General features: G+C 68.8%; 17 protein-coding genes and 1 pseudogene. 10 read left to right on the top strand and 8 right to left on the bottom strand.

Features of this window, described 5'->3' with window-relative positions:
* Nucleotides 1–703 precede the first annotated feature (703 nt).
* On the bottom strand, nt 704–1,273 hold the full coding sequence (locus Bsp3421_RS34410; RefSeq protein WP_443111518.1) for a PKD domain-containing protein: 570 nt from the start codon (nt 1,271–1,273) through the stop codon (nt 704–706).
* Nucleotides 1,274–1,514: 241 nt separating this feature from the next.
* Nucleotides 1,515–2,675: pseudogene (locus Bsp3421_RS34405) on the bottom strand (galactose oxidase-like domain-containing protein); the annotation flags it as partial.
* 2,031 nt (nt 2,676–4,706) lie between these two features.
* Between Bsp3421_RS34405 and Bsp3421_RS14545 the strand changes: the two are divergent.
* The 7 genes from Bsp3421_RS14545 (at nt 4,707) to Bsp3421_RS14515 (ending at nt 12,919) form a co-directional block, all read left to right on the top strand.
* Nucleotides 4,707–4,979 (top strand): hypothetical protein, encoded by a 273-nt coding sequence (locus tag Bsp3421_RS14545; RefSeq protein WP_273996643.1) that lies wholly within the window; start codon nt 4,707–4,709, stop codon nt 4,977–4,979.
* Nucleotides 4,980–5,273: 294 nt separating this feature from the next.
* Complete coding sequence (locus tag Bsp3421_RS14540) at nt 5,274–5,543, top strand: hypothetical protein (RefSeq protein WP_273996642.1); 270 nt, start codon at nt 5,274–5,276, stop codon at nt 5,541–5,543.
* Nucleotides 5,544–5,616: 73 nt separating this feature from the next.
* Nucleotides 5,617–6,936, top strand: a complete 1,320-nt coding sequence (locus Bsp3421_RS14535; RefSeq protein WP_273996641.1) for a 3-dehydroquinate synthase II — start codon at nt 5,617–5,619, stop codon at nt 6,934–6,936.
* An 8-nt stretch (nt 6,937–6,944) separates the two neighbouring features.
* Nucleotides 6,945–7,748: a class I fructose-bisphosphate aldolase gene (locus Bsp3421_RS14530; RefSeq protein WP_273996640.1), complete on the top strand. Its 804-nt coding sequence runs from the start codon at nt 6,945–6,947 to the stop codon at nt 7,746–7,748.
* A gap of 258 nt (nt 7,749–8,006) precedes the next feature.
* The gene (locus tag Bsp3421_RS14525) at nt 8,007–8,726 is read left to right on the top strand and encodes a class I SAM-dependent methyltransferase (RefSeq protein ID WP_273996639.1); all 720 of its coding nucleotides are present in this window, start codon (nt 8,007–8,009) and stop codon (nt 8,724–8,726) included.
* Complete coding sequence (locus Bsp3421_RS14520) at nt 8,723–10,546, top strand: FAD-dependent monooxygenase (protein WP_273996638.1); 1,824 nt, start codon at nt 8,723–8,725, stop codon at nt 10,544–10,546. The genes Bsp3421_RS14525 and Bsp3421_RS14520 overlap by 4 nt, the downstream gene beginning before the upstream one ends.
* A gap of 729 nt (nt 10,547–11,275) precedes the next feature.
* Nucleotides 11,276–12,919 (top strand): DUF3459 domain-containing protein, encoded by a 1,644-nt coding sequence (locus Bsp3421_RS14515; protein WP_273996637.1) that lies wholly within the window; start codon nt 11,276–11,278, stop codon nt 12,917–12,919.
* A 10-nt stretch (nt 12,920–12,929) separates the two neighbouring features.
* Here the strand turns inward: Bsp3421_RS14515 and Bsp3421_RS14510 are convergent, their stop codons facing one another.
* Nucleotides 12,930–13,520: a thiamine phosphate synthase gene (locus tag Bsp3421_RS14510; protein ID WP_273996636.1), complete on the bottom strand. Its 591-nt coding sequence runs from the start codon at nt 13,518–13,520 to the stop codon at nt 12,930–12,932.
* Nucleotides 13,521–13,571: 51 nt separating this feature from the next.
* Nucleotides 13,572–14,459: a LysR family transcriptional regulator gene (locus Bsp3421_RS14505; RefSeq protein ID WP_273996635.1), complete on the bottom strand. Its 888-nt coding sequence runs from the start codon at nt 14,457–14,459 to the stop codon at nt 13,572–13,574.
* Nucleotides 14,460–14,565: 106 nt separating this feature from the next.
* Here Bsp3421_RS14505 and Bsp3421_RS14500 point away from each other — a divergent pair, with 106 nt between their 5' ends.
* Nucleotides 14,566–15,471: an NAD-dependent epimerase/dehydratase family protein gene (locus Bsp3421_RS14500; RefSeq protein ID WP_273996634.1), complete on the top strand. Its 906-nt coding sequence runs from the start codon at nt 14,566–14,568 to the stop codon at nt 15,469–15,471.
* Between the two features lie 55 nt (nt 15,472–15,526).
* Here Bsp3421_RS14500 and Bsp3421_RS14495 read toward each other — a convergent pair whose 3' ends face one another.
* The 4 genes from Bsp3421_RS14495 to Bsp3421_RS14480 form a co-directional block, all read right to left on the bottom strand.
* Nucleotides 15,527–16,867, bottom strand: coding sequence for a hemolysin family protein (locus tag Bsp3421_RS14495; protein WP_273996633.1), 1,341 nt, complete (start codon nt 16,865–16,867; stop codon nt 15,527–15,529).
* A 78-nt stretch (nt 16,868–16,945) separates the two neighbouring features.
* Nucleotides 16,946–17,728, bottom strand: a complete 783-nt coding sequence (locus tag Bsp3421_RS14490; protein ID WP_273996632.1) for a sensor histidine kinase — start codon at nt 17,726–17,728, stop codon at nt 16,946–16,948.
* A 70-nt stretch (nt 17,729–17,798) separates the two neighbouring features.
* A complete protein-coding gene (locus tag Bsp3421_RS14485; RefSeq protein WP_273996631.1) occupies nt 17,799–18,719 on the bottom strand; it encodes a DMT family transporter in 921 nt (306 codons plus the stop codon).
* A gap of 49 nt (nt 18,720–18,768) precedes the next feature.
* Complete coding sequence (locus Bsp3421_RS14480; protein ID WP_273996630.1) at nt 18,769–19,626, bottom strand: LysR family transcriptional regulator; 858 nt, start codon at nt 19,624–19,626, stop codon at nt 18,769–18,771.
* Between the two features lie 113 nt (nt 19,627–19,739).
* Here Bsp3421_RS14480 and Bsp3421_RS14475 point away from each other — a divergent pair, with 113 nt between their 5' ends.
* Both Bsp3421_RS14475 and Bsp3421_RS14470 read left to right on the top strand, forming a co-directional pair.
* The gene (locus Bsp3421_RS14475; protein ID WP_273996629.1) at nt 19,740–20,126 is read left to right on the top strand and encodes a tautomerase family protein; all 387 of its coding nucleotides are present in this window, start codon (nt 19,740–19,742) and stop codon (nt 20,124–20,126) included.
* Between the two features lie 289 nt (nt 20,127–20,415).
* Nucleotides 20,416–20,811 (top strand): GFA family protein, encoded by a 396-nt coding sequence (locus Bsp3421_RS14470; RefSeq protein ID WP_273996628.1) that lies wholly within the window; start codon nt 20,416–20,418, stop codon nt 20,809–20,811.
* Nucleotides 20,812–21,460: the final 649 nt, after the last annotated feature.

Raw genomic sequence — 21,460 nt, 5'->3', positions numbered from 1 at the left:
ATTTCGCGCGAGGTTTCGAGCGCGACGAACAGATACGCGCCGTTCGGATGATAGACGGCGGCGGTGGTGAAGCCGCTGTTCAGATGGAAGACCCGACCGGCCAAGTCCTCGGTGTTCGCGGTCAGGTCCAGATGCGACGTGATCGCGCGCACCGTCGTTTCGAAGTCGAGGGGCTTGCCGTCGCGGTAAGCGCCGCGCTGGATGTTGTCCTGCTTCGACGGCACCCAGGCATGCGCGCCGTCCGGCGAAATCGCCGGCGCACCCAGGTAGTTCGGCACGCCGCGCCCCGACACGAGGGTGTCGGGCAGCCCGCTGAACTGCAGCACGAACTGGCGCACCTTCGCGAGCGACGCGGGATCGAGTTCCGTCACGGCCCCGCCGGTCGGCTGGCCGTTGACGCTCGTCATGACCGTCTTCGTGCTTTCGCCGGGCTGCGGCGCGGTGATGAAGCGGCTCGCGAACAGACGCGCGCCGTCCGCGCTCATCGCGAGATCGCGCACGCCGGGCACGGCGGCGCTCGCGCTCTGCACGAGGCCGCCGTCGAACTTGAGCACCTGGCCCAGGGCTTCCAGGCCGACATAGGTGCTGCCGTCCGGCCCGACGATCACGCCGTAGGGTTGCGATCCGCGCGGCAGCGCGACGGTGTTCAGGACTGCGAGCGTATCGGTGCTGACGACGCTCAGGCTCGCGCCGCCCTTGTTCGTCACGATCGCGGTCGCGCCGCGGATCGCGACCGTGTGCGCGGCTGCAGTCCGACCGGAATTTCGCGGACCAGCGTGTTGCCGGCCGTATCGATCACGGACACGCTGCCGTTGTCGGGATTGACGACCCAGAGGCGATCGCTCGCGCCCTTGCGCTTTTCCACCGCGATGTCGGACGAGCGCGCCGCGCTCGCGCCGGTGTTGCGGCCGCTCGTCACGGCCTGCACGAAATTGCGCGTCACGACCGTTCCGCTGGCATTGGTCGCGCTCACCGTCACGGTGTAGACGCCCGGCGCCGTATACGTATAGCTCGCGGCGTTGGCGGTCGTCGGCTGCGTCGTCGAGCTGCCGTCGCCGAAATTCCACGTATAGCTGAAGCTGCCTGCGCCGGCATCGACCGTATAGTTCGCCGTGCTGCCGCTGATGACCGACGGGGCGCTCACCGGCTGGATCACCGGGATCGGCGGCTGGATGACCCAGTTGAAGCTGGTGCTGGCCTTGCCGCCGTTGCCGTCGCTGACGGTCGCGTTCACGACGTACGTGCCGGCCGTCGTGGGGAAGCCGGCGATCACGCCGGTCGAGGCATTGATGAGCAGGCCGGGCGGCAACCCCCGTCGCGGCGTAGGTCAGCGGGCTGTTGCCCGGTTCGCTCGCCGCCAGCGTGATCGAGGTCTCGACGCCTGCGTAGGAAGTCGGCGGAATCGGCGTCGCGATGACCGGCGCCGTGGGCGCGGACGCCACGGGCGCATACAGGGCGCCGAGCGCGTTGAGATACTGGCCGGCGCTGCCGGTGAAGCCGACGATCTGCATGCCGGTCGGCACCGTGTAGTTGAACGGCGTGGTGCGTGTCTGTCCCAGGTTCTGCCCGTATGGGCCGAAGGTTTGCCCGGTGTTGGTGACGAAGCTGATCTGGGTGATCGTCGAATCGCCGGCCAGGCCGAACATGCGGACCAGATATTGCCCGGCCGGCACCGTGAAGCCGTTGGCGTTGCCGCCCGCGCCGCCGTGCAGCGCGAGCGCGCCGGACGCGCGGACACCCTGGATGCTGTCGAGCCACCAGGCCGAGCGCACGTTGACGCCCGTCAGCGCGCCGCCGCCGGCGTCGGTGAACGATGCGCTTGCGCCCGGCGTTCCGTAGACCGGGCCCACGGCCGGCGCGGTGGCCGCGGCATTGACGTCCCATTGCAGGATCGAACTGACCCGGCTCGTTCCGTTCGAGGCGACGATCGTCGGATAGTAGGTGCCTTGCGTCGTCGGTGTGCCCGAGACGACGCCTGTCGCCGCGTTGACGGCGAGCCCCGGCGGCAGGCCGGTCGCGGAGTAGGAGACGGTCGCGCCGCCGTTCGCGCCGGCCTGCACGCCGAACGAAACGGGATAGCCGACAAAGCTCGCCTGCGAGTCGGGCGCGACGAGCGTCGGCGCGCCGTTGCCGCCGATCGTGATCATCTTCGCGACCGACGGCGTGCCGTTCGCGTTCATCGCGAACAGCATGTACATGCCTGGCACCGCCCAGCCGGGATTGCTCGGCGCGTCGATCTGATAGCTGTTTGCGCCGTTGCTGCTGAACGTCAGCGAGAGGCGGCGCTGATCGTTGTTCACCGTGTGCGTGGTCGACGAGAGGCGGACCAGCGAAAAGCCGGTGACGGCCGAATCCGTCGACACGGTGATCGTGCTGCCGTAGCCGGCATAGCCCGGCGCGCTCGTGATCGCGGGGCGCGGTGCGGGCGTGCCGTCCGGGTTGAGCAGGTAGTTCGGCGTGAGGATCTGCAGGTCCGGATGGTTGGCCGCGCACCCGGCGCCGCACAGCCCGCCGCCGGCGACGAGCACGCGCCCATCCGCCAGCAGGACGGCCACGCTGTGATAGTTGCGGGGAATCGCCATCGGCGGCAATGCCGCAAACGTCTCGGTGACGGGATCGAAGACCTCCGGCCGCATGACCGAGTTGTTGTCGGTGAACTGGCCGCCGACGGTCATCCCGCCGAGGATCATCACCTGGCCGTTCGGCAGCACGACCGAGTTCTGGTACGACCGCGCGTAGTTCATCGGGTTGATCTTGCGCACGTTGACGCCGGCGTTCAGGTTGATCACGTAAGCCGACGCGCTCGACGGCGCATTCATGTTCTGCGGCGAACCGCCGACTTTCAACACCTTCCCGGTGTCGTACATCACGGCGTTGCCGTGAAACGCGAACGCGTCGTCGCCGCGCGTGCCCGCGTTCGTGACGCTGCCGTTGCCGCGCGTGTCGATCCAGTGCATCGCCTCGCCCGGACCGGCATGGAAGGTCTTTCCGTTGCCGGCCGGAATCAGCCACAGGTGGCTGTCGGCCACGTACGGCTCGGGGGAACTCTGGCCGGGCTCCAGAAACGGCTGGATCGGCACGCCGGTCAACTGCCGCCAGGTTCCGGACGACGGCGACCACAGTTCGGCATTCTTGGGGCTCGCGCCGCTAAGCCACGAGCCGCCCAGCGTGAGCACCGTGCCATCGGCCAGGACCGTGTTCGCGTTGTAGGCGCGCGGAATGGTCAATCGCCCCGATGCGGACCAGGTGTTGAGTGCGGGGTCGTAGATGCTCGTCTTCGCGTCGTCGCCGCCGCCCGCGATCAGCAGCCGTCCGTCCGCCAGGTTGCTCGTGCCGGAGCAGAACATCTCGTGGCCGGTGTTGCTGACGAGCGTATCCGATGAGGTGTTGGTGGCCGGATCGTAGATCGTCGAATAGGTCATGCCGCCGGGGCCGACCGTGAAGCCGAACTTCGCATCGGCGGAGAACAGCAGGACCTTGCCGCTCGGCAGCGTGGCGGCGAACGACGGCACCAGCGACAGCGTCGTCACGCCGGACCATTGCGACTGCGACGGTGCCGCCATCGCCATGAGCCGGCTGCGCTGGTTGGCGAGCGAGGCCGCGAAATCCTCGCCCTCGGCGGCGTTCTTCGATCCGTCACCGCATGCCTGGAGCGCGGCCGCGACGGCCAGAATCAATCCAAGAGGAAAACGACGCGCGGCAATTTTCATGGAAGGCTCTTATCGGAGGGGCGGGCAGCATCGAGCGACGCGTCGTCGGCACGGCGGGCCTGGTTTGCGAACATCGTGTCTTGCATTGAAGAAAGTTCTGAATCGGATGATTCGTTATTTGTTTTTGAATCTTGAATAATTATTCATGGAGGGCGATGCGGATGAGGTATTCCGATCGTCCGTCCTGGACGGCGCATGTGGCACACCGTGTTCTTGCCGGCTCGAATGACCTGGTCGGTATTCGGCTATCTGTTGCTGGAAGCAGTGCTAATCATTTATTAAGCGAGAACTTACGTGAATTGTTGCTGTCGCCTCGCCGGGCGACGGCGTAGGGTAATGGAGCCCCGTCGCTTCGTTCAGCGGGCCAGATTACACAACGCGACGATAAGCGACGGCATGGGCCGTCCGGGCTATCCGGGCCGGCTCGCAAGGGAGGCGCACGGCAGCGGCGACCCGACGTCGGCCATCGCATCGGCATCGGGTTTCACGCGGATGATCTCCGCGTCCGTGGCGTTTGCTGCCGTCGAGGGGGCGGTCGGTGGTCACGCGCCGAATCTCAAGTGCGTCGGGAACCGGAAATCGCGGCGGTGTGGTGGCACGGACGACGATGAGAGCAACGGCAGGCGTCGCCTCGGCGGCAAGAGGTGGTTGCGACGCCCGCGCCACGCTTGCGGGTCTCCCGGCTGAGCCGATGGTCGCCGGCGGCATCTGAACGGCACGATTCGGTCGGCGTCGGGTTCGTTCCATTGATGGCGGATATCGACGCCGCTTCACCGGAGCGCCACGGTACGAGCCATAAGCCGCATCGGCGGGCTTGGGGGATCCGGCAGCAGGTTTGGCGGATCTCGGCGATAGCCGGGCAGATCGGGCGCGGCGACGGTTGCGGGCTGTCGCGCGGGATCTTCGGATGTTCTGATCGGCATGAACCCATACGGCGGCGTGGAATGAGGCGTCGGTTGGCTTCAGGGAACGCCGGCATGTCGACGGGCGAGCCGCGTGCGTGTTTTCGATGAGGAAACCGGTTCTTGCGATGACGGCGTGCGTGGTCTCGCCGGAGTTGAGAAACAGCAGCTTCTCAATTTATGTGGAGTACAGAGCAAAAACGATGCTGAGGAAATTCCCGGTGATTTTCGGTTTGCTGGAGAGCGGTGGGGAAATATGGGAATTTTATCGATTAATTGTTTATTGAATTTTATGGTGATTTTAGTGGGCTATTTTGGTTGTTTTTGTTTTTTGAAACAATCGCTTGATTGGTTCGATTTGAGGTGAAAATTTGCAGTCTAACGTCCCAAGATGGGGTCAATACGTTTGCTGATGAATTGAAAATTAAATTATTAAGGGAGGTATCATTTCGTGGAAATTTCTTGATACTCTGCACCTCCATGAATAGATTGCTGACGGTTTTGCAATGGATGGTTGCCTTGAAAATCGGCTGAATTGATAAAGATTAAACATTGAGTTTCATTGGCTCGTCGTATCGAATGGCGGCGATCGACGGGCGATGAATGGCGCAGAGGGGCGCTTGCCGTTCGGCATTGAAGTCATTCCGAAAGAGATAAGCTCATGACGGAACCAATGCATATTCGATGGGTAATTGAATTATTCGACTCGTCGAATATTCCGGATCAGGGTTACGTATTTTTCAGTTGTCGAAAAAGTTACCTGTGCTATCCGGGCGAAACGGTTGAATTTTTTTCCGATTGTCTCGCGACGGCCACGGCCGCGCTGCGCCGCTACCTGAAGCAGGAACCGCCCGAAGATCTGTACGTGCCTTACAGCAAAACCGCCCGCGCACGGCCGGGCAATGCGTCGCGCCAGCTGGAATCGGCGTGACGGTTCGCAGCCCGGCCGGGTTGCCGCCGGGAGGCGGCGCGGGCCTTCAATCATCGATCAGGAGAGAGCACGCATGAGCAACGCGAGTGTCGTAGCGAAGGTCAAGGAAGCGCAGGCGGTACAGGACGCGCCGGCGGCGGCGCGGTTCGAGACGCCGGAGACGGTGGCGAAGCGGACCTCGGTGAAGCTGACCAACGTGGGCGGCGGCGGCGAGTCCAAACGCTCGGGGCTGGACGGGCAGCTGGTGTGGTACGACACGGTGCAACTGGCGAAGCCGCAGCCGGACGACAGCGTGTTCGTGCGGGTGATCAATTCGCTGTACAGCGGGGTGGTGGTGTACCTGGAGAACGCGGCGAACCTGCTGCCGGCGATCCCGGAGCGGATGCAGGTGGTGCTGAAGCTGCGCGACGCGGCGGAACTCAAGGCGTTCCGAGACAGCCCGCAGCACGCGGCGTTCAAGCCGGACGGCAAGCGCCGGCGCAGCGTGGCGTACCACGACGCGGCGGCGCTGCGCGCGCTCGGCGCGGAAGGTTTCACGACCTGCTACACGAGCTACGTGGACGACCGCGAGAGCCTGCTGGGCTCGATCAACGATGGGCTGGGCTTCAACTATCTGTGGATCCTGTTCCGCGACCCGACCAACATTCCGCTCGAACTGGTGATCGCCTCGCTGCAGTCGACGGGGACGATCCTGATGAAGGAGATCAAGGATCCGGCCAACGTGGACGACGCGATCGTGTCGTACGGGGTGATGGAGTACGGGGCGGAAGGGGTGATTTTCTCGCCGCGCGACCACCAGGTGATGACGACGTTCCTGGACCAGATGTCGGAGGCGGAGCACGCGAACCTGTCGATCCAGGTGGGGACGGTGGTGGAGAGCCGGCCGGTGGGGATGGGCTACCGGGCGTGCATCGACACGTCGACGCTGTTCGATCCGGATGAAGGGATGCTGGTGGGGAGCACGTCGCAGGGTGGGCTGCTGTGCTGCCCGGAGGTGTTCTTCCTGCCGTACATGGAGCTGCGGCCGTTCCGGGTGAACGCGGGGGCGGTGCACTCGTATGTGTTCAACACGGGCAACCGGACCGACTACATGAGCGAGCTGAAGGCGGGGTCGCCCGTGATGCTGGTGAATTCGAAGGGGCGTGTGCGGCGCGCATCGGTGGGGCGGATGAAGATCGAGCAGCGTCCGCTGCGGCTGATCGAGGTGGAGTTCGCGGGCAAGGAGCGGGTGAACATCCTGATGCAGGACGACTGGCACGTGCGGGTGTTCTCGGATGGGGCGAAGCCGCTGAACATCTCGGAACTGAAGCCGGGAGACAAGGTACTGGGCTACGTGACGGAGCCGGGTCGTCACGTGGGGATCAAGATCAACGAGACGATCATCGAGAAGTAGGAGGGGACATGGGCTACGTCGGCAGGAAACTGAGAGAGCGTCGGATTCTGTTCCCGGAGTCGCAGCGAGGGCTGATCGTGCCGGTGGATCATGGACTGACCTTGGGGCCGATCGCGGGGATGGAGGCGACGGACGCGTTCGACGGATGGATCGGCAGCCCGCACCTGAGCGCGGTGCTGGGGCACAAGGGCTTGATCGAGCGCCTGATCGTGCGGGAGCGGCTGCACCCGTCGACGGGGGTGATCGTGCACCTGAACGGGATGGCGAGCCTGTCGCCGGACGCGGACACGAAGGTGATGGTGTCGGACATCGAGACGGCGCTGAAGCTGGGAGCGGATGCGGTGTCGATGCAGGTGAACTTCACGGAGGAGAACTTCGCGCACAACTTCGCGATGCTGGGGGCGGTGACGGACGCGGCGCACGCGGTGGGCCTGCCGCTGCTGACGATGCTGTACGACAAGGTGAAGGCGCCGACGCAGGCGGAACGTTCGGGCCGGCTGAATCACCTGGTGCGGGTGGTGGCGGAGCTGGGTTCGGATGCGGTGAAGCTCGCGTATCCGGAATCGCTGCAGGAGATCGGAGGGCTGGTGCGTCGTCACGGCGGGGACATCCGGATTTTCTTCGCGGGCGGGGAGAAGGCGGGCGAGGAGGGGCTGGTGGCGATGACGCGCACGGTGGTGGAGCAAGGCGCGAGCGGGCTGTGCATCGGTCGCAACGTGTTCCAGCATGCGCGGCCGCTGAGCCTGCTGAAGCGGCTCGCGGATTGCGTGAAGGGCGAGGCCGAGCGCGTGGCGGAGCTTGAGGTGGTGTGAATCCGGGCGCGTGACGGAGCCGCGTCCGGGTTCGGGCGCGGCTCCGGCCGGCGAGCCGGGCGCCGCCGGCGCATTTTTCCGCCGCCGGCGCGGCCCGGACGGGTACGGCGTGTCGCCGGAACGGCCATTCGTCTGTCGTGACGAATCAGCGGCGGAAGCGGGCCTGCTTCCGCCCGGAGCCCGGCGCGGCGGCACGACGCGCGCCTCGGCCGACGACGCGCACCGATGGTCAATCTCTGAATGGAGCAGGCACGACCGATGAGCAATCAGGACTACGAATCCGGCGCGATCACGTCGGTGCGACAGCGGCTGGCCGTCGCGGAAGCGGAGCGGGTGACGCGGTACGTGTGCGACGGGCGCAGCTTCGAGGTGCATGAGGACGTGTTTCCGCCGACGCACTTCCAATCGACGGGGATCTTCACGCGTTACCTGCCGTATCCGTCCGGCGGCGCGTTCCTGGAGATCGGCTGCGGCGCGGGCGTGACCGCGGTGACGGCGGCCTTGTCGGGGTGTACGCGCGTGGTGGCGTCGGACATCAGCGAGGCCGCGGTGGAGAATGCGCGCGCGAATGCGCTGCGTCACGGCGTGGCGGGACGGGTGTCGACGCGTCATGGAGATCTGTTCGACGTACTGGAGGCGGGTGAAAGGTTCGACGTGATCTTCTGGAATTCGAACTTCGTGTTCGTGCCGGACGACTACGCGTTCGAGCAGCCGATCCTGCGTGCGTTCTGCGACGCCGGGTACGCGGCGCATCGCCGCTTCCTGCGGGAGGCGCCGTCCTACCTGAGCCCGGGTGGCCAGCTGCTGATCGGCTTCAGCAGCCAGGGCGACGAAGCCGCGCTGAAGACCTTGCTCGGCGAACACGGCTATGCCTCGACGGTGGTGGCGTCGGCGTATGGCGAGGGAGAGGGCGCGCATCGTTACGACATCCTGCGGCTGTGTCCGGCCGCGCGCGAAACGGGAGGGCCCGGCGCGTGAGCACGGCAACCGTGGACACCCTGGAAGGCGCGTCGCCGGAGGCGCTCGACGGTATGCCGCAGCGCCCGGTCGCGATCGTGGGCGGCGGGCCGGTGGGCCTGATGCTGGCGCTGTTCCTCGATCGTCACGGCGTGGCGACCGTGGTCTTCAACCTGGAGAGGGACAGCCGCTGGCATCCGAAGGGCAGTACGCACAACGCGCGGACGATGGAGCACTACCGACGGTTGGGCATCGCGGACGCGGTGCGCGGGCTGGGCCTGCCGGTGGATCACCCGCGCGACATCGCCTATTTCACGCGGCTCGCGGGCTGGGAGCTGACGCGGCTGGCGATGGGCACGGAGCGCGAGCGCGCGCGCGTCGCGCAGGAAGCGGGAGAGCGCGATCAGGAGCCCGAACCGCTGCTGCGCGCGAACCAGATGTACGTGGAGCGCTTCCTGCTCGCGCATGCGGGCACGCGCGCGAACATCACGCTGCGCTATGGCTGGCGCGTGACGGGATTCGAACAGGACGCGGCGGGTGTGACGCTGGCCGCCGAGCCGGCCGACGGCGGCGCGCCGGGCGAGCGTTGGCGCGCCTCCTATCTGGTGGGTTGCGACGGCGGCCAGAGCTTCGTGCGCCGCACGCTGGGCATCGCCTATGAAGGGCCGGGGGGCGCGCACGACGGCTTCCTGGGCGGACGGATGTTTTCGAGCTACGTGCGGATCCCGGCGCTGGACGGCGAGCTGCTGCGCGGTCGCAAGGCGTGGATGTACAACGTGATGGCGCCGGGCGCGCGGATGCTGCTCGTGAGCCTGAACGGCGGCGATGAATTCCTGCTGATGTCGAAGCCGGATGCGCAGGAACGGGAGCCGGACGACGCGACGGTGATCCGGCGGATCCAGAACGGCGTGGGCCGGAAAGTGGATGTGGAGGTGATCGCGCACGTGCCGTGGCAGGGCGGGGTGGCGCTGGTGGCGCAGCGCTTCTCGTCGGGGCGCGCGTTCCTCGCGGGCGATGCGACCCATCTGTTCTCGCCGACGGGCGGCTTCGGCATGAACACGGGCATCGACGGCGCGGCGAACCTCGCGTGGAAACTCGCGGCGGCGCTGGAGGGCTGGGCGGGTGAGGGCCTGCTCGCGTCGTATGAAGCGGAGCGCCGGCCGATCGCGTACCGGAACACGGCGGCCGCGCGGTTCCTGACCTTCCAGGTCGGGGACCTGCGGGTGCCGGTGGAGGTGGAGTCGGACGATGCGGCGGGCGAGGCCGTGCGGCGCGAGTTGGGCGAGAAACTGCAGGCGTTCCGGCCGCAGTTCGAATCGCCGGGGGTGGAACTCGGCGCACGCTACGACGGTTCGCCGATCGTGTGGCCGGACGGCGTGCCGCCGGAGGACGATCCGCTGGTGTACCGGCCGAGCGGCGTGCCGGGCGGCCGGCTGCCGCACGTCTGGCTGACGGGCGAGGACGGGGCGCGACGTTCGGTGTTCGATCTGCTGGGCTTGGGTTTCACGCTGCTGCGGGTGCGCTCGCGCGGCGCGGAGGCCGATCCGCAGGCGGACGACGGCGGCGCGCGGCTCGGCGCTGCGGCGCGTGCGCGCGGCGTGCCGCTGTCGATTGTCGAGCTGGAGTCGGATGCGGCGTTCGAGTTGTATGCGCGCCGGCTGGTGCTGGTGCGGCCCGACCAGCATGTCGCGTGGCGCGGCGACGGCGTGCCTGCCGATGCGGGCGTGGTGCTCGATCGGGTGATCGGGCGCGTCACGTCGACGTGCGGGAGGCGAGCCGGTGAATCCGATGAATCCGGCGAGGAGACGGTGTCGCCGAGCATGGCCGGCGCGGCGCGCTGATCCGGGATGGGGCGTGCGGCGCGGGGCCGGCTGTGCGTCGGCGCGGAGCTGCGACAGGTACGCGCGGGCCGGCTCTGCATGTGAAGGCCGAATGCGCGCTTGCCGCCGTCCCGCGTTGCGTCGCTGATGATGTATCGCTCCATGGGTCGCTAACTGCGCGCAGTTAGCGACCCATGGAGCAATGGGGGCGGCCAGCGCAAACGGCCAGCGCAAACGGCCAGCGCAAACGGCCAGCGCAAACGGCCAGCGCAAACGGCCAGCGCAAACGGCCAGCGCAAACGGCCAGCGCAAACGGCCAGCGCAAACGGCCAGCGCAAACGGCCAGCGCAAACGGCCAGCGCAAACGGCCAGCGCAAACGGCCAGCGCAAACGGCCAGCGCAAACGGCCAGCGCAAACGGCCAGCGCAAACGGCCAGCGCAAACGGCCAGCGCAAACGGCCAGCGCAAACGGCCAGCGCAAACGGCCAGCGCAAACGGCCAGCGCAAACGGCCAGCGCAAACGGCCAGCGCAAACGGCCAGCGCAAACGGCGCGATGCGCGAATCCGCATCGCGCGTCGCCCACGGTTGCGTGAGATGGCCGTCCGGGGTCGGTTCTGATTTAAATCGAACGCGCTGCTGAGCGATTCAGCGCATACTGATCAGTCTGTTCTGTCCGGCCAAGCGCTGCACGCATGCGCGCCCGCTCCGGCGGCGCGTCCGATGCCTCTGCACGCACGAGGAGCGCAATCATGTCCGATTGTCCGCATGATCCGTACGCGCGTCACTATGCTCACTGCCTGCCGTTCGGCGCCCAGCCGTGCGGCGCCGCCTGTGCGACACCCCGTACCCATTTCCGCCTGTGGGCGCCCGCCCATGCCGAGGTCGCGCTCGAATGCACGCCGCCGGGCGCGACTGCGCGAACCGTGCCGATGACGCATGCCGGCGACGGCTGGTTCGAGGTGTTCGCCGAATGCGGCGCGGGCACCCGCTACCGTTACCGGCTCGACGGCGCGCTGCTGATTCCCGATCCGGCCTCGCGCGCGCAGCCCGACGGCATCGCGGGCGAAAGCGAGGTCGTCGATCCGCGCGCCTTCACCTGGCGGCACACGTTCTGGCGTGGCCGGCCGTGGGAAGAGATCGCGCTGTACGCGATCGATCCGGGCCTCGCGGGCGGCTATGACGGCGTGCGGCGCCGTCTGCCGCAACTCGCGCGGATGGGCGTGACCGCGCTCGAACTGCTGGCGACGCCGCACACGGCGCACGACAGCCTGCCGTTTGCGCCGAGCGCCGCGCAGGGCGGCCCCGACGCACTGAAGTCGCTGATCGACGCGGCCCACGGGCAGGGCCTCGCGGTGCTGCTCGATCTCGACTTCGCGCGTTTCGGCGGCGGCGGCGACGACGCATTGCGCCACTATGCCGCGCCGTTCTTCCGCAGCGGCGACGATCCGCTGCAGGCGCCGTCGCTCGCGCTCGACCATCCGCAGGTGTGCGATTTCTTCTGCGACAACGCGCTGTATTGGCTAGAGGAATACCGCTGCGACGGGCTGCGGCTGCGCGAGGCGGACCGGATCGGCAGCATCTGGCTGCGCGAGATCGCCGACCGGGTGCATGGCGCGATCACGGGCGATCGCCTCGTGCATCTCGTGCTCGGCAGCGAGCGTCACCCCGCGCATCTCGCGGACACGCACTTCGACGCGCAATGGAACGGTTGCGGCGAGCGCGCGCTGCATCGCCTGACCGGCCGTCACGACGGCGCCTGCCACGAGGGCGTGTCGAACCGCCAGTCGATCCATGCGCTTGCGCGCGCGCTGACGGCGGACGGCGCGGTGTTCCAGCGCAGCGACGCGGGCGCGGCGGAGGGGATGGCGATGAGCGCGCTCGTCCTGTCGGACGGCCTGGCGCAGACGGTGCGGCCCGCGCGCGAGGCCGAGCTGGCGGCGCTTGCGCTGTCGCTGCTGACGCCGCAGATCCCGCTGGTCTTCGAAGAGGCGGCCGGCGACATCGAGCGCCGCCATGTGGTCCAGTCGGCGCTGGCCGTGCGCGCGAAGCTGATCGCGCCGAGGCTGGCCGATGCGCGGCCGCAACGCGCCGACCTGCTGCGCGCCGATGACGGCGCGGAGACCGATGCGCTGGTCGCGGCGTGGCGGCTGGGTGACGGCGAGGTGCTGAGCCTGGCGCTGAATCTGTCGCCGGAGGACTTGCGTTTCGACGACGCGCCCGACGGGACGATCGTGTTCGAGACGCCGGCGCGCGTGCGGGACCGGGTCGACATCGGCGTGCTGCCGCCGTATGCGCTCGTGGCATGGCTCACGGGCGACGTCAATCACTATGCGCTGACGCACGACGCGCGCCATTCACCCGACGACATCGCGCGCCCGCGCGCGTCCTGGTGACGCGCGGCGCCTACCAGAAGCCGCGAATCCCCGCGATGCCGTGCGCGCCGTGCGCGCGCGCGACGGGCAGCAGCGCGGGCGTCATGCCGCCGAGCGCGTAGATCGGCAGGCCCGCATCCGCCGCGCAGGCGGCGAAGCGTTCCCAGCCCAGCGTGGGCGCGCCCGGATGGGTGAGCGTCGGCAGCACGGGCGAGAGCGTCGCGCAATCCGCGCCGATGCGCATGGCCCGCAGGACGTGTTCCCGCGAGTGACAGGCGACCGACAGCAGGCGCTCGGCCGGCAGCGGCCGCGCCTCCAGCGCGGCGAGCGCGAGGCTGCCCAGATGCACGCCGTCCGCGCCGCTTGCGAGCGCGCGCGCCGGATCGAGCGGGCCGTTGAGCACGATGCGCGCCGCGTGGGCGTGGCAGCGCGCGACGGCATCGGCCGCGAGTGTCGCGTATGCCCCGGCGGGCAGCGATTTCACGCGCAGCTGGACGAGCCGATGGCCGCCCTCGAGCGCGGCCGACAGGCGCGCGAGGAAGTCGGCCAGATCGGCGTCGGCGCCGGAGGCGGGCTCGGGCGTGATCAGGTAGTGCGCGGGCAGCGGGTGAGCGTCGGGCATGCGGGAAAGGCGGGAGAAACGGCCGGGATGAAGTAAGCCGCGCGCGGCTCGCTAGAGTTTCACGTGCTGCGCGAGGAAGTCGAGAAAGCCCTGCACGCGGCCGGTCAGCGCAGCGTGCCGATAATACACGGCGGATACGGGTTGCCGATGCTCGCTCATGGCGCGGGGCAGCAGCGGCACGAGGCGGCCCGCCGCGACGTCGGCCGCGCACATGAAGTCGGCGAGACAGGCGATGCCGAGGCCCGCGAGCGCCATGTGCCGCAGCGTTTCGCCGCTCGACGCGGCCAGCGTCGGCTCGATGCGCAGCCAGTCGCTGCCGCGCTGCCGGATGGGCCAGCGGTTCAGCGTGTCGGGTTCGGTGAAGCCGAGCAGCCTGTGCCGCTTCAGATCGGCGGGCGTGCGCGGCGCGCCGTGTCCGGCGAGATAGGCGGGGCTCGCGAGCAGCCGGCGCGGGCTCGCGCCGAGCGCGCGCGCATGCAGCGACGAATCGGGCAGCTCGCCGATCCGGATCGCGATGTCGATCCGCTGTTCGATCAGGTCGACGAAACGTTCGTTGTTGCTGAGTTCGAGCTGGATGTCCGGATAGCGCGCGACGAACGCGGGCAGGTGCGGCACGATCGCATGCAGCATGAACGGCGTGGCCGCGTCGACGCGCAGCCGGCCCGCCGGCTTCCCGCGGCCGAGCGCGACCGCGGTTTCCGCTTCCTCGATCGACTGCAGGATGTCGCGGGCGCGCGCGAGCAGCAGTTCGCCCTCGTCGCTCAGCTGCGAGCTGCGGGTCGTGCGGCGTAACAGCGTGACGCCGAGCTTGCGTTCGAGGCGGTGCAGCGCGCGGCTCACGCCCGAGACGGTCTGCCCGAGCTGGTCGGCGGCGGCGGTGATCGAACCGCTGTCGACGATCGCGACGAACATCTGCAGTTCCTCGGTCGTGGTCTTCATTGTTGATCCGGAATCAAGAATGACTTGAGCCTAGCACGGTTTTTCCGGCGCGCGCGTGCGGCCACACTGACGCCATTCCATCTGGCATCGACACAAGGAGGGCGGCATGAACATTTTCGTGACAGGCGCGGGCGGCTTCATCGGCGGTTCGATCGCGGCGGGGCTCGTCGCCGACGGCCATCGGGTGAGCGGGCTCGTGCGCGATCCGGCGCAGGCCGACGCGCTCGCGCGGATCGGCGTGACGCCGGTGACGGGCACGCTCGACGCGCACGCGCTGCTGGCCGCGCAGGCTGGCGCGGCGGACGCGGTCGTCAATGCGGCGAGCAGCGATCATCGCGGCGCGATCGAGGCGCTGATCGACGGGCTGCGCGGCTCGGGCAAGGTGCTGCTGCACACGAGCGGGTCGAGCATCGTCGGCGACGCCTCGGGCGGCGAAGGCAGCGAACGGATCTATCACGAGGATGCGCTGCCGGAGCCGACGCCGGACAAGGCCGCGCGGGTCGCGCTCGACCGCCGCGTGCTGGCGGCCGCCGAGGAGGGCGTGCGCAGCGCGGTACTGTGCAACACGCTGATCTACGGACACGGCCGCGGCCTGCCGCGCGAGAGAGTGCAGCTGCCGCGCCTCGTGCGCCAGGCGCGCAAGAGCGGGATCGTGCGCCATGTCGGGCGCGGGCTCAACATCTGGTCGAACGTGCATATCGACGACGTGGTCGACCTGTACCGCCTCGCGTTGGCGAAGACGCCGGCGGGCGCGTTCTACTTCGTCGAGAACGGCGAGGCGTCGTACCGCGACATGACGGCGGCGATCGCCGCCGCGATGGGGCTGGGCGCGGCGCAGGACTGGCCGCTCGCCGACGCGGAAGCGGAATGGGGCTACGAGATGGCGAACTACGGCCTCGGCTCGAACAGCCGGGTGCGCGGCGAACGCGCGCGCAGCGTGCTGGGCTGGCAACCGCGGCACGCATCGGTGCTCGACTGGATCCGCGGCGACCTGCTGCGCGACGGCGCATGAAAAAAGGCGCGCGACCTCGCGGTCGCGCGCCTTCGCGAGGAGGCGCGGGCGGCGCTTATTCGTCCGCTTCCTTCGCCGCCTTCGGATAGACGCGCACCAGCACGATGCGCGGCCCGATCATTTTCTTCACGACCACGTCGAAGCGTTCGAACGACACACGCTGGCCTTCGCTCGGCAGGTCGCTCAACGCCTGGATCACGAGGCCGCCGACCGACTCGGCGCGCCCTTCGTCGATGTCGATGCCGAGCGCCTGTTCGAGCGACACCACGGGCAGGCTGCCCTTGCCCATCAGCGTGCCGTCGTCGAGGCGGCTCCAGTCCGATGCGCCCTGGCGGAATTCGTCGTGGATCTGGCCGACCAGCGCGCCGAGCAGGTTGTCGAGCGTCAGGAAGCCGATCGGCTTCTCATGCTTGTTGCCGACCAGCGCGAAATGCGGCGCGCCCTTGCGGAAGCGCCGGAACAGGTCGAGCGCGGGCGTGTCGGGTTTCACGTACTGGACCGGGCGCACGTAGTCGGACAGGTCGTCGAGCGCCGCGCCCGCGTGGCGCGCGAGCAGCAGGTCCTTCAGGTGGATCAGGCCGCCCACGTGTTCGCGCGATGCATCGCCGAACAGCGGATAGCGGCTGAAGCGGTGCCGAGCGACCACCTCCATGTTGTCGGCGAGCGAGACGTCGCGGCGCAGGCCGACCATCTCGTGCGCGGGGCGCATCAGGTCCGACACCGTCATCGACGAGAAATCGAGGGAATGCGCGAGCGTATTCCATTCGTCGGTGCTGTACGCGGCCTTCGCCGTCTTCGACGCGCCCGCCGCGTTGCGGCGGCTGCGCAGGATCAGCTTCAGCTCGTCGGTCGAGTAGTGGGCGTCGTCGCCGTGCCCGGCGGACAGCCCCACCATGCGCAGGATCGCGTTCGCGCTCGTGTTCAGCACCCAGATCGCCGGATACATCGCCCAGTAGAACGCGTACAGCGGCAGGGCCACCCACAGGCCGACCTTCTCCGACTCGCGGATCGCCATCGATTTCGGCGCCAGCTCGCCGACGACGATGTGCAGGAACGAGATCAGCGAGAACGCGAACACGAGCGAGACCAGGTGCACGACCTGCTCGGACTCGACCCCGAGCGCCGCCAGGAGCGGCGTCAGCAGCTGGGAGAACGCGGGCTCGCCGATCCAGCCGAGGCCGAGCGAGGCGAGCGTGATGCCGAGCTGACAGGCGGACAGATAGGCGTCGAGGCGCGCATGGACGATGCGCAGGATGCGGCCGCGCAGCCCGTGCTGGCGCGCGAGCGTCTTGACGCGGGTCGCGCGCAGCTTGACGAGGCCGAATTCGGCCGCGACGAAGAAACCGTTCAGGGCCACCAGGAACAACGCGCCGATGAGCGCGAAGATCTGTATCAAGAAATCACTCCGGAAATGAAAGAAGCGTCAGTATAGGGCTGGAAAGGAAAACGTAATGATTTGCGTTGCGCAGCGCGCTCAGCGGACGGCCGTGCGCGGCAGCGTCAGCGCCAGCGTGGACGGCGCGCCGTCGACGAGCGGGTCCTGCGCGAAGGCGCCGCCATGCGCCTGCGCGACGCGCAGGCACAGCCCGAGCGCCCAGGCGCCGCGCTTCGCGTCCTGCACCTGCAAGGCCTGCTCGCGCGCGAACGCTTCGAGCAGGTGAGGCAGGGCCGCATCGACGAGTGCGTCGCGGTGCACGGTGAAGCGCACCTCGAAGCGCAGCGTGGCGGCGTCCGACGAGGCGGCGAGCGTGACCGTGCGATGCGGCGCGCCGGCCTCGGCCGCGTAGGTCAGCATGGCGAACAGCGCCTGGGCGAGCCGCTCGCCGTCGGCGGAGATGATCGCGGCCAGGTCGGGCGCCGGTTCGATTTCGAGCGGCGTGCCGCGCGCGTCGGCAAGGGCGAGGCGCGCGAGCGCCGCCGCCTGCTGCGCGAGTTCGGCGGGCGCGACGGCGGCGCAATCGAGCGCGAGCGCGCGGGTCGCGGCGCGCGGCGCGTCGACCTGCGTCTCGATCAGCTTCGTCTGCTGTTCGATGCCGGTGCGGATGCCGGCAAGCGCGCGCAGGACGTTGGCGTCCGCGTGGGCGAGCTGGCGTTCGAGCACGTAGGCCCAGCTGTGCATGGCGTTGAGCGGCCCGCGCAGGTCGTGCGAGACCGTGGACAGGACCTGGTCGCGCGCGAAGCGCGCCGTTTCGGCGGCGAAGTACGCGGCGCGCGCGCGCAGCAGCGCGGCGGCCGGATCGGCGGAGAGCGGAGTCACGGCGTGTTCTGGATCAGGGTGCGGGAATGGAACCAAGCGCCATTATAGGGATGGGTCGGGCAGGGCGGTCTCAGGCCGGTTGCGCGTCGTTGCCGGGTGCGGCGTCGCGGGTGGGCAGCAACTGGCACGCGAGCAGGCCGGCCAGCATCAGCGCGCAGCCGAGCAGCGCGCGCGCCGACAGGGTTTCGCCCAGCGCGGCCCAGCCGGCGAACGCGGCGAATACGCCTTCCATGCTGAAGATCACGGCGGCGTGCGCGGGCGCGGCGTTGCGCTGCGCGACGACCTGCAGCGTATAGCCGACGCCGACCGACAGCAGGCCGCCGTACAGCAGCGTGGGCAGCGCGTGCCGGAGCATGGTCAGGCTGAACGGCTCGAACACGGCGCCGAGCGCGCTGCACAGCAGGCCGCAGACCACGAACTGCAGGAACGACAGCACGAGCGGATCGTGGCGGCGCGCGAGATAGCCGACCGCCATCACGTGCGCGGCGATCACGAACGCGCCCGCGAGCTGGAACCAGTCGCCGTACAGGATCGAGAAGTGCTCGTCGATGCTGAGGAAGTACAGGCCGAGCGCGGCGAGCAGCGCGCCGAACCAGGTGCCGAGGCCGGTGCGGTGGCGCAGCAGCACGCCGAGGAGCGGCACGAGCACGACGTACAGCGAACTGATGAAGCCGGCATTGGCGATCTTCGTGTACTGGAGGCCGATCTGCTGCAGCGAGATCGAGACCGCGAGCAGCGCGCCGAGCGCGATGCCGGGCAGCAGCAGCGTGCGGTCGCGCGCGATCGCCGCGAGTTGGGCGCGCGCGGACGCCTTCATCCACAGCAGCGGCGTCAGCACCGCCGCGCCGAGCAGGAAGCGCAGCCCGGTGAACAGGAACGGCCCGATCACGTCGAGGCTCAGGCGTTGGGCGACGAATGCCGACCCCCAGATCGCGGCGGCGGCGAGCATCAGCAGGTTGGCGCGAAGGTGTTGGCGGGCGGACGGTGTCATGCGGCGGATCGGAGTCGGGTGGGCGGCGGCAGTGGCGCGACCCGCTAGTCTACGCCGGCCCGGCGAGACTGTCGGCGAAACGACGCAGCGTGTCGATCGAGCGCGCGTCGCGCACCCGCGAGTACAGCACGACCTGCGATTCGGGCAGCGGCGGCAGGCCGAGGCGCGCGCCGACCTCGACCAGCGTGCGCGGCGCGACGCGGCGCGCGAGCGGGGAGACGGCGAGGCCCGCTGCGGCGGCGGCGGCGACCGCGGCGACGCCGCCGCCCGTGAAGCGTTCGCGCCACGGCAGCCCGGCCCGCTCGAGCGCGCGCAGCGCGGCCGAGCGGACCCCGCACGGGCCGGCCAGCACCGCGAGCGGCAGCGGCTCGCCCGCGCGCGGCGTCCAGCCGGGCGCGGCGAGCCAGGCCAGCGGTTCGCTGAACAGCAGCGTGCCGTCGTCGCGGGGCGGGTCTTCCGTGGGCTCGTGGCGCACGATGACGGCGTCGAGGCGGCGGTCGTCGTAGCGGGCGAGCAGGTCGCTCGAGGTGCCGAGGTGCATTTCGAGCGCGAGCCCCGGGTCGTGCCGGTGCAGGCCGCTCAGCACGGCGGGCAGGTCCGGCACCGCGACGTGCTCGCTGACGCCGAGCACGAGCCGCCGCGGCGTGGCCGCGAGCGCGCCGAGCGCCTGCTCGTGCGCGTCGAGCAGCGCGCGGGCGGCCGGCAGGAAGCGCGCGCCGTCGGGCGCGAGCTTCACGACGCGCGGCGTGCGCGCGAGCAGCGGCTTGCCGAGATGGGTTTCGAGCCGCTTGAGCTTCAGGCTGACGGCCGATTGGGTGGTGCCGAGCGCGTCGGCGGCGCGCGTGAAGCTCGCGAGATCGGCCACCAGCACGAACGCGCGCACGGCATCGAGATCGAGGGGTTTCATTTCAGGTGGAAATGGATGAAATATTCATTGATATCTGTTCATTATAGATGGGGGTGCCTAAGCTGAAGGTGGATTTGACGACCGTCCCGTCCCCCTCAATCAGGAGAACCGCCATGCCGTTCACCCGAATCGCGTTGCGCGAAGGCAAGCCGGCCGCGTATCGCCGCGCCTTGTCAGCCGGCATTCAACAGGCCTTGACGCGCGTGTTCAACGTGCCCGACGACGACCTTTTCATGGCCGTCACCGAGCATCGCGACGACAACTTCCTCTACGACCGTCAGTACCTGGGCATCGCGCGCAGCGACGATCTCGTGATGATCCAGATCACGGTCACCGATTCCCGCGGGCCGGAGCAGAAGCGGGCGTTGTACCGGCAGATCGTCGAGGCGCTCGCGGCGTCGCCCGGGGTGCGTCCCGAGGACGTGTTCATCAATCTCGTCGAGGTCCGCAAGGAGAACTGGTCGTTCGGCAACGGCATCGCGCAGTACGCGCCGGAATAGTCGGTCGCGTAACCGGCGCGGCGATGCGGGGGGATGCCGGCGGCTTCGCGTGTCGCCCGCTCGACGATTTTCCAGGCGTCCGGCTGCGCCGACGGTTTCCGCGCAACCGTCCCTCCGCTTCCCCGGTGCGAGCGTCGGCTGCAACCGATCGAGGTGCGCGGCGGCGTCGACCGGGTCGCGGTCATCGCGATAGTCGACGTCGTGCGGGCGGCGGTTTTGAAAACCGGGCTGACCATGGCCGCCGCTGCCGCTATCATCCAGCCATTGACGACCACGATCCTCAGGACCTATGTCTCGACGTCTAGCATCCTGCAGTTGCGGCCAGCTCAGCGCCGAGGTCGTCGGCGAGCCGGTACGTATCTCCATCTGCCACTGCCTCGCCTGCCAGCGCAGGACGGGCAGCGCCTTCAGCCAGCAGGCCAGATTCCGTCGCGAGGACGTATCGCTTTCAGGGACTTCATCCGAGTACGTGCGCGTCGGTGACGAAGGCTCCCGCATCACATTCCACTTCTGCCCCCACTGCGGCTCGACGGTTTACTACGAACCCGAGGGACTGGAGGCGTACCTGGCGATTCCCGTCGGGGCGTTCGCCGATCCGAGCTTCCCCGCGCCGAACGTCTCGGTCTACGAAGAACGCATGCACGCATGGGTCGTTCCGCCGGCGGACGCCGAACACATTTTCTGAGTGGGCCCGCTCTAGCACGCTGCGGGTCCCAGGCTCGGGCAGCATGGGGCGGGGAAGCAGGCGAAGGTCCGCTATTGCCGACAGGGTGCCAATACCGCCGGGCATTTGCCGAGGGCGCATTCCGAATAGATTGGCGATGCGCCTGTATCGGAGCGCCACAGCGGTTGTAACGCGTTCTCAGTGGGCCCGTCCGGGGGCGCGCGGCTGACTCCGGTCCCGGGCAGCATGGGGCGGCGGACGCATGTGCAGCGGCCCGCAATGGCCGCCAGGGTTTCAATGCTGCCGGGCATCCACCGGCGTTGCGCTTCGAACATCGTTGGCGACGTGCCGGTATCGGAACGCCCCTGCGGCGATCACGCATTCTGAATTGGCCCGCCCGGTTGCGCGCCGCCGACGCCGGACCCGGGCGGCATGAGGCGGGGGACGCATGCGAAGCGACCCGCCATCGCCGGCATGATCAAGACGGCCGGGCATCCACCGCCGGCGCGTTCCGGACACCGTGGACGACGCACCCGTATCGGAACGCCGCGACGGCGGCGCACGCATCGAGACGTCGTCGAGCGATGCAGGAAGTCGCGCACCTTGGTGCGCCGCGCGGCGTCCGGACGCTGTCCGGGCGGCTGGGAGGCCGTGTACCATGGCACCGGAT

This window comes from Burkholderia sp. FERM BP-3421 (assembly GCF_028657905.1).
Classification (GTDB): Bacteria; Pseudomonadota; Gammaproteobacteria; order Burkholderiales; family Burkholderiaceae; genus Burkholderia.
This window is presented reverse-complemented; position numbering and strand designations above follow the sequence as displayed.

Excerpts from the sequence above, each read along its gene's own strand:
- Bsp3421_RS14510 (WP_273996636.1), bottom strand. The coding sequence starts at position 13,520 with ATGCCCGACGCTCACCCGCTGCCCGCGCACTACCTGATCACGCCCGAG.
- Bsp3421_RS14540 (WP_273996642.1), top strand. The coding sequence starts at position 5,274 with ATGACGGAACCAATGCATATTCGATGGGTAATTGAATTATTCGACTCG.
- Bsp3421_RS14530 (WP_273996640.1), top strand. The coding sequence starts at position 6,945 with ATGGGCTACGTCGGCAGGAAACTGAGAGAGCGTCGGATTCTGTTCCCG.
- Bsp3421_RS14525 (WP_273996639.1), top strand. The coding sequence starts at position 8,007 with ATGAGCAATCAGGACTACGAATCCGGCGCGATCACGTCGGTGCGACAG.
- Bsp3421_RS14480 (WP_273996630.1), bottom strand. The coding sequence starts at position 19,626 with ATGAAACCCCTCGATCTCGATGCCGTGCGCGCGTTCGTGCTGGTGGCC.
- Bsp3421_RS14500 (WP_273996634.1), top strand. The coding sequence starts at position 14,566 with ATGAACATTTTCGTGACAGGCGCGGGCGGCTTCATCGGCGGTTCGATC.
- Bsp3421_RS14535 (WP_273996641.1), top strand. The coding sequence starts at position 5,617 with ATGAGCAACGCGAGTGTCGTAGCGAAGGTCAAGGAAGCGCAGGCGGTA.
- Bsp3421_RS14485 (WP_273996631.1), bottom strand. The coding sequence starts at position 18,719 with ATGACACCGTCCGCCCGCCAACACCTTCGCGCCAACCTGCTGATGCTC.
- Bsp3421_RS14475 (WP_273996629.1), top strand. The coding sequence starts at position 19,740 with ATGCCGTTCACCCGAATCGCGTTGCGCGAAGGCAAGCCGGCCGCGTAT.
- Bsp3421_RS14470 (WP_273996628.1), top strand. The coding sequence starts at position 20,416 with ATGTCTCGACGTCTAGCATCCTGCAGTTGCGGCCAGCTCAGCGCCGAG.
- Bsp3421_RS14505 (WP_273996635.1), bottom strand. The coding sequence starts at position 14,459 with ATGAAGACCACGACCGAGGAACTGCAGATGTTCGTCGCGATCGTCGAC.
- Bsp3421_RS14515 (WP_273996637.1), top strand. The coding sequence starts at position 11,276 with ATGTCCGATTGTCCGCATGATCCGTACGCGCGTCACTATGCTCACTGC.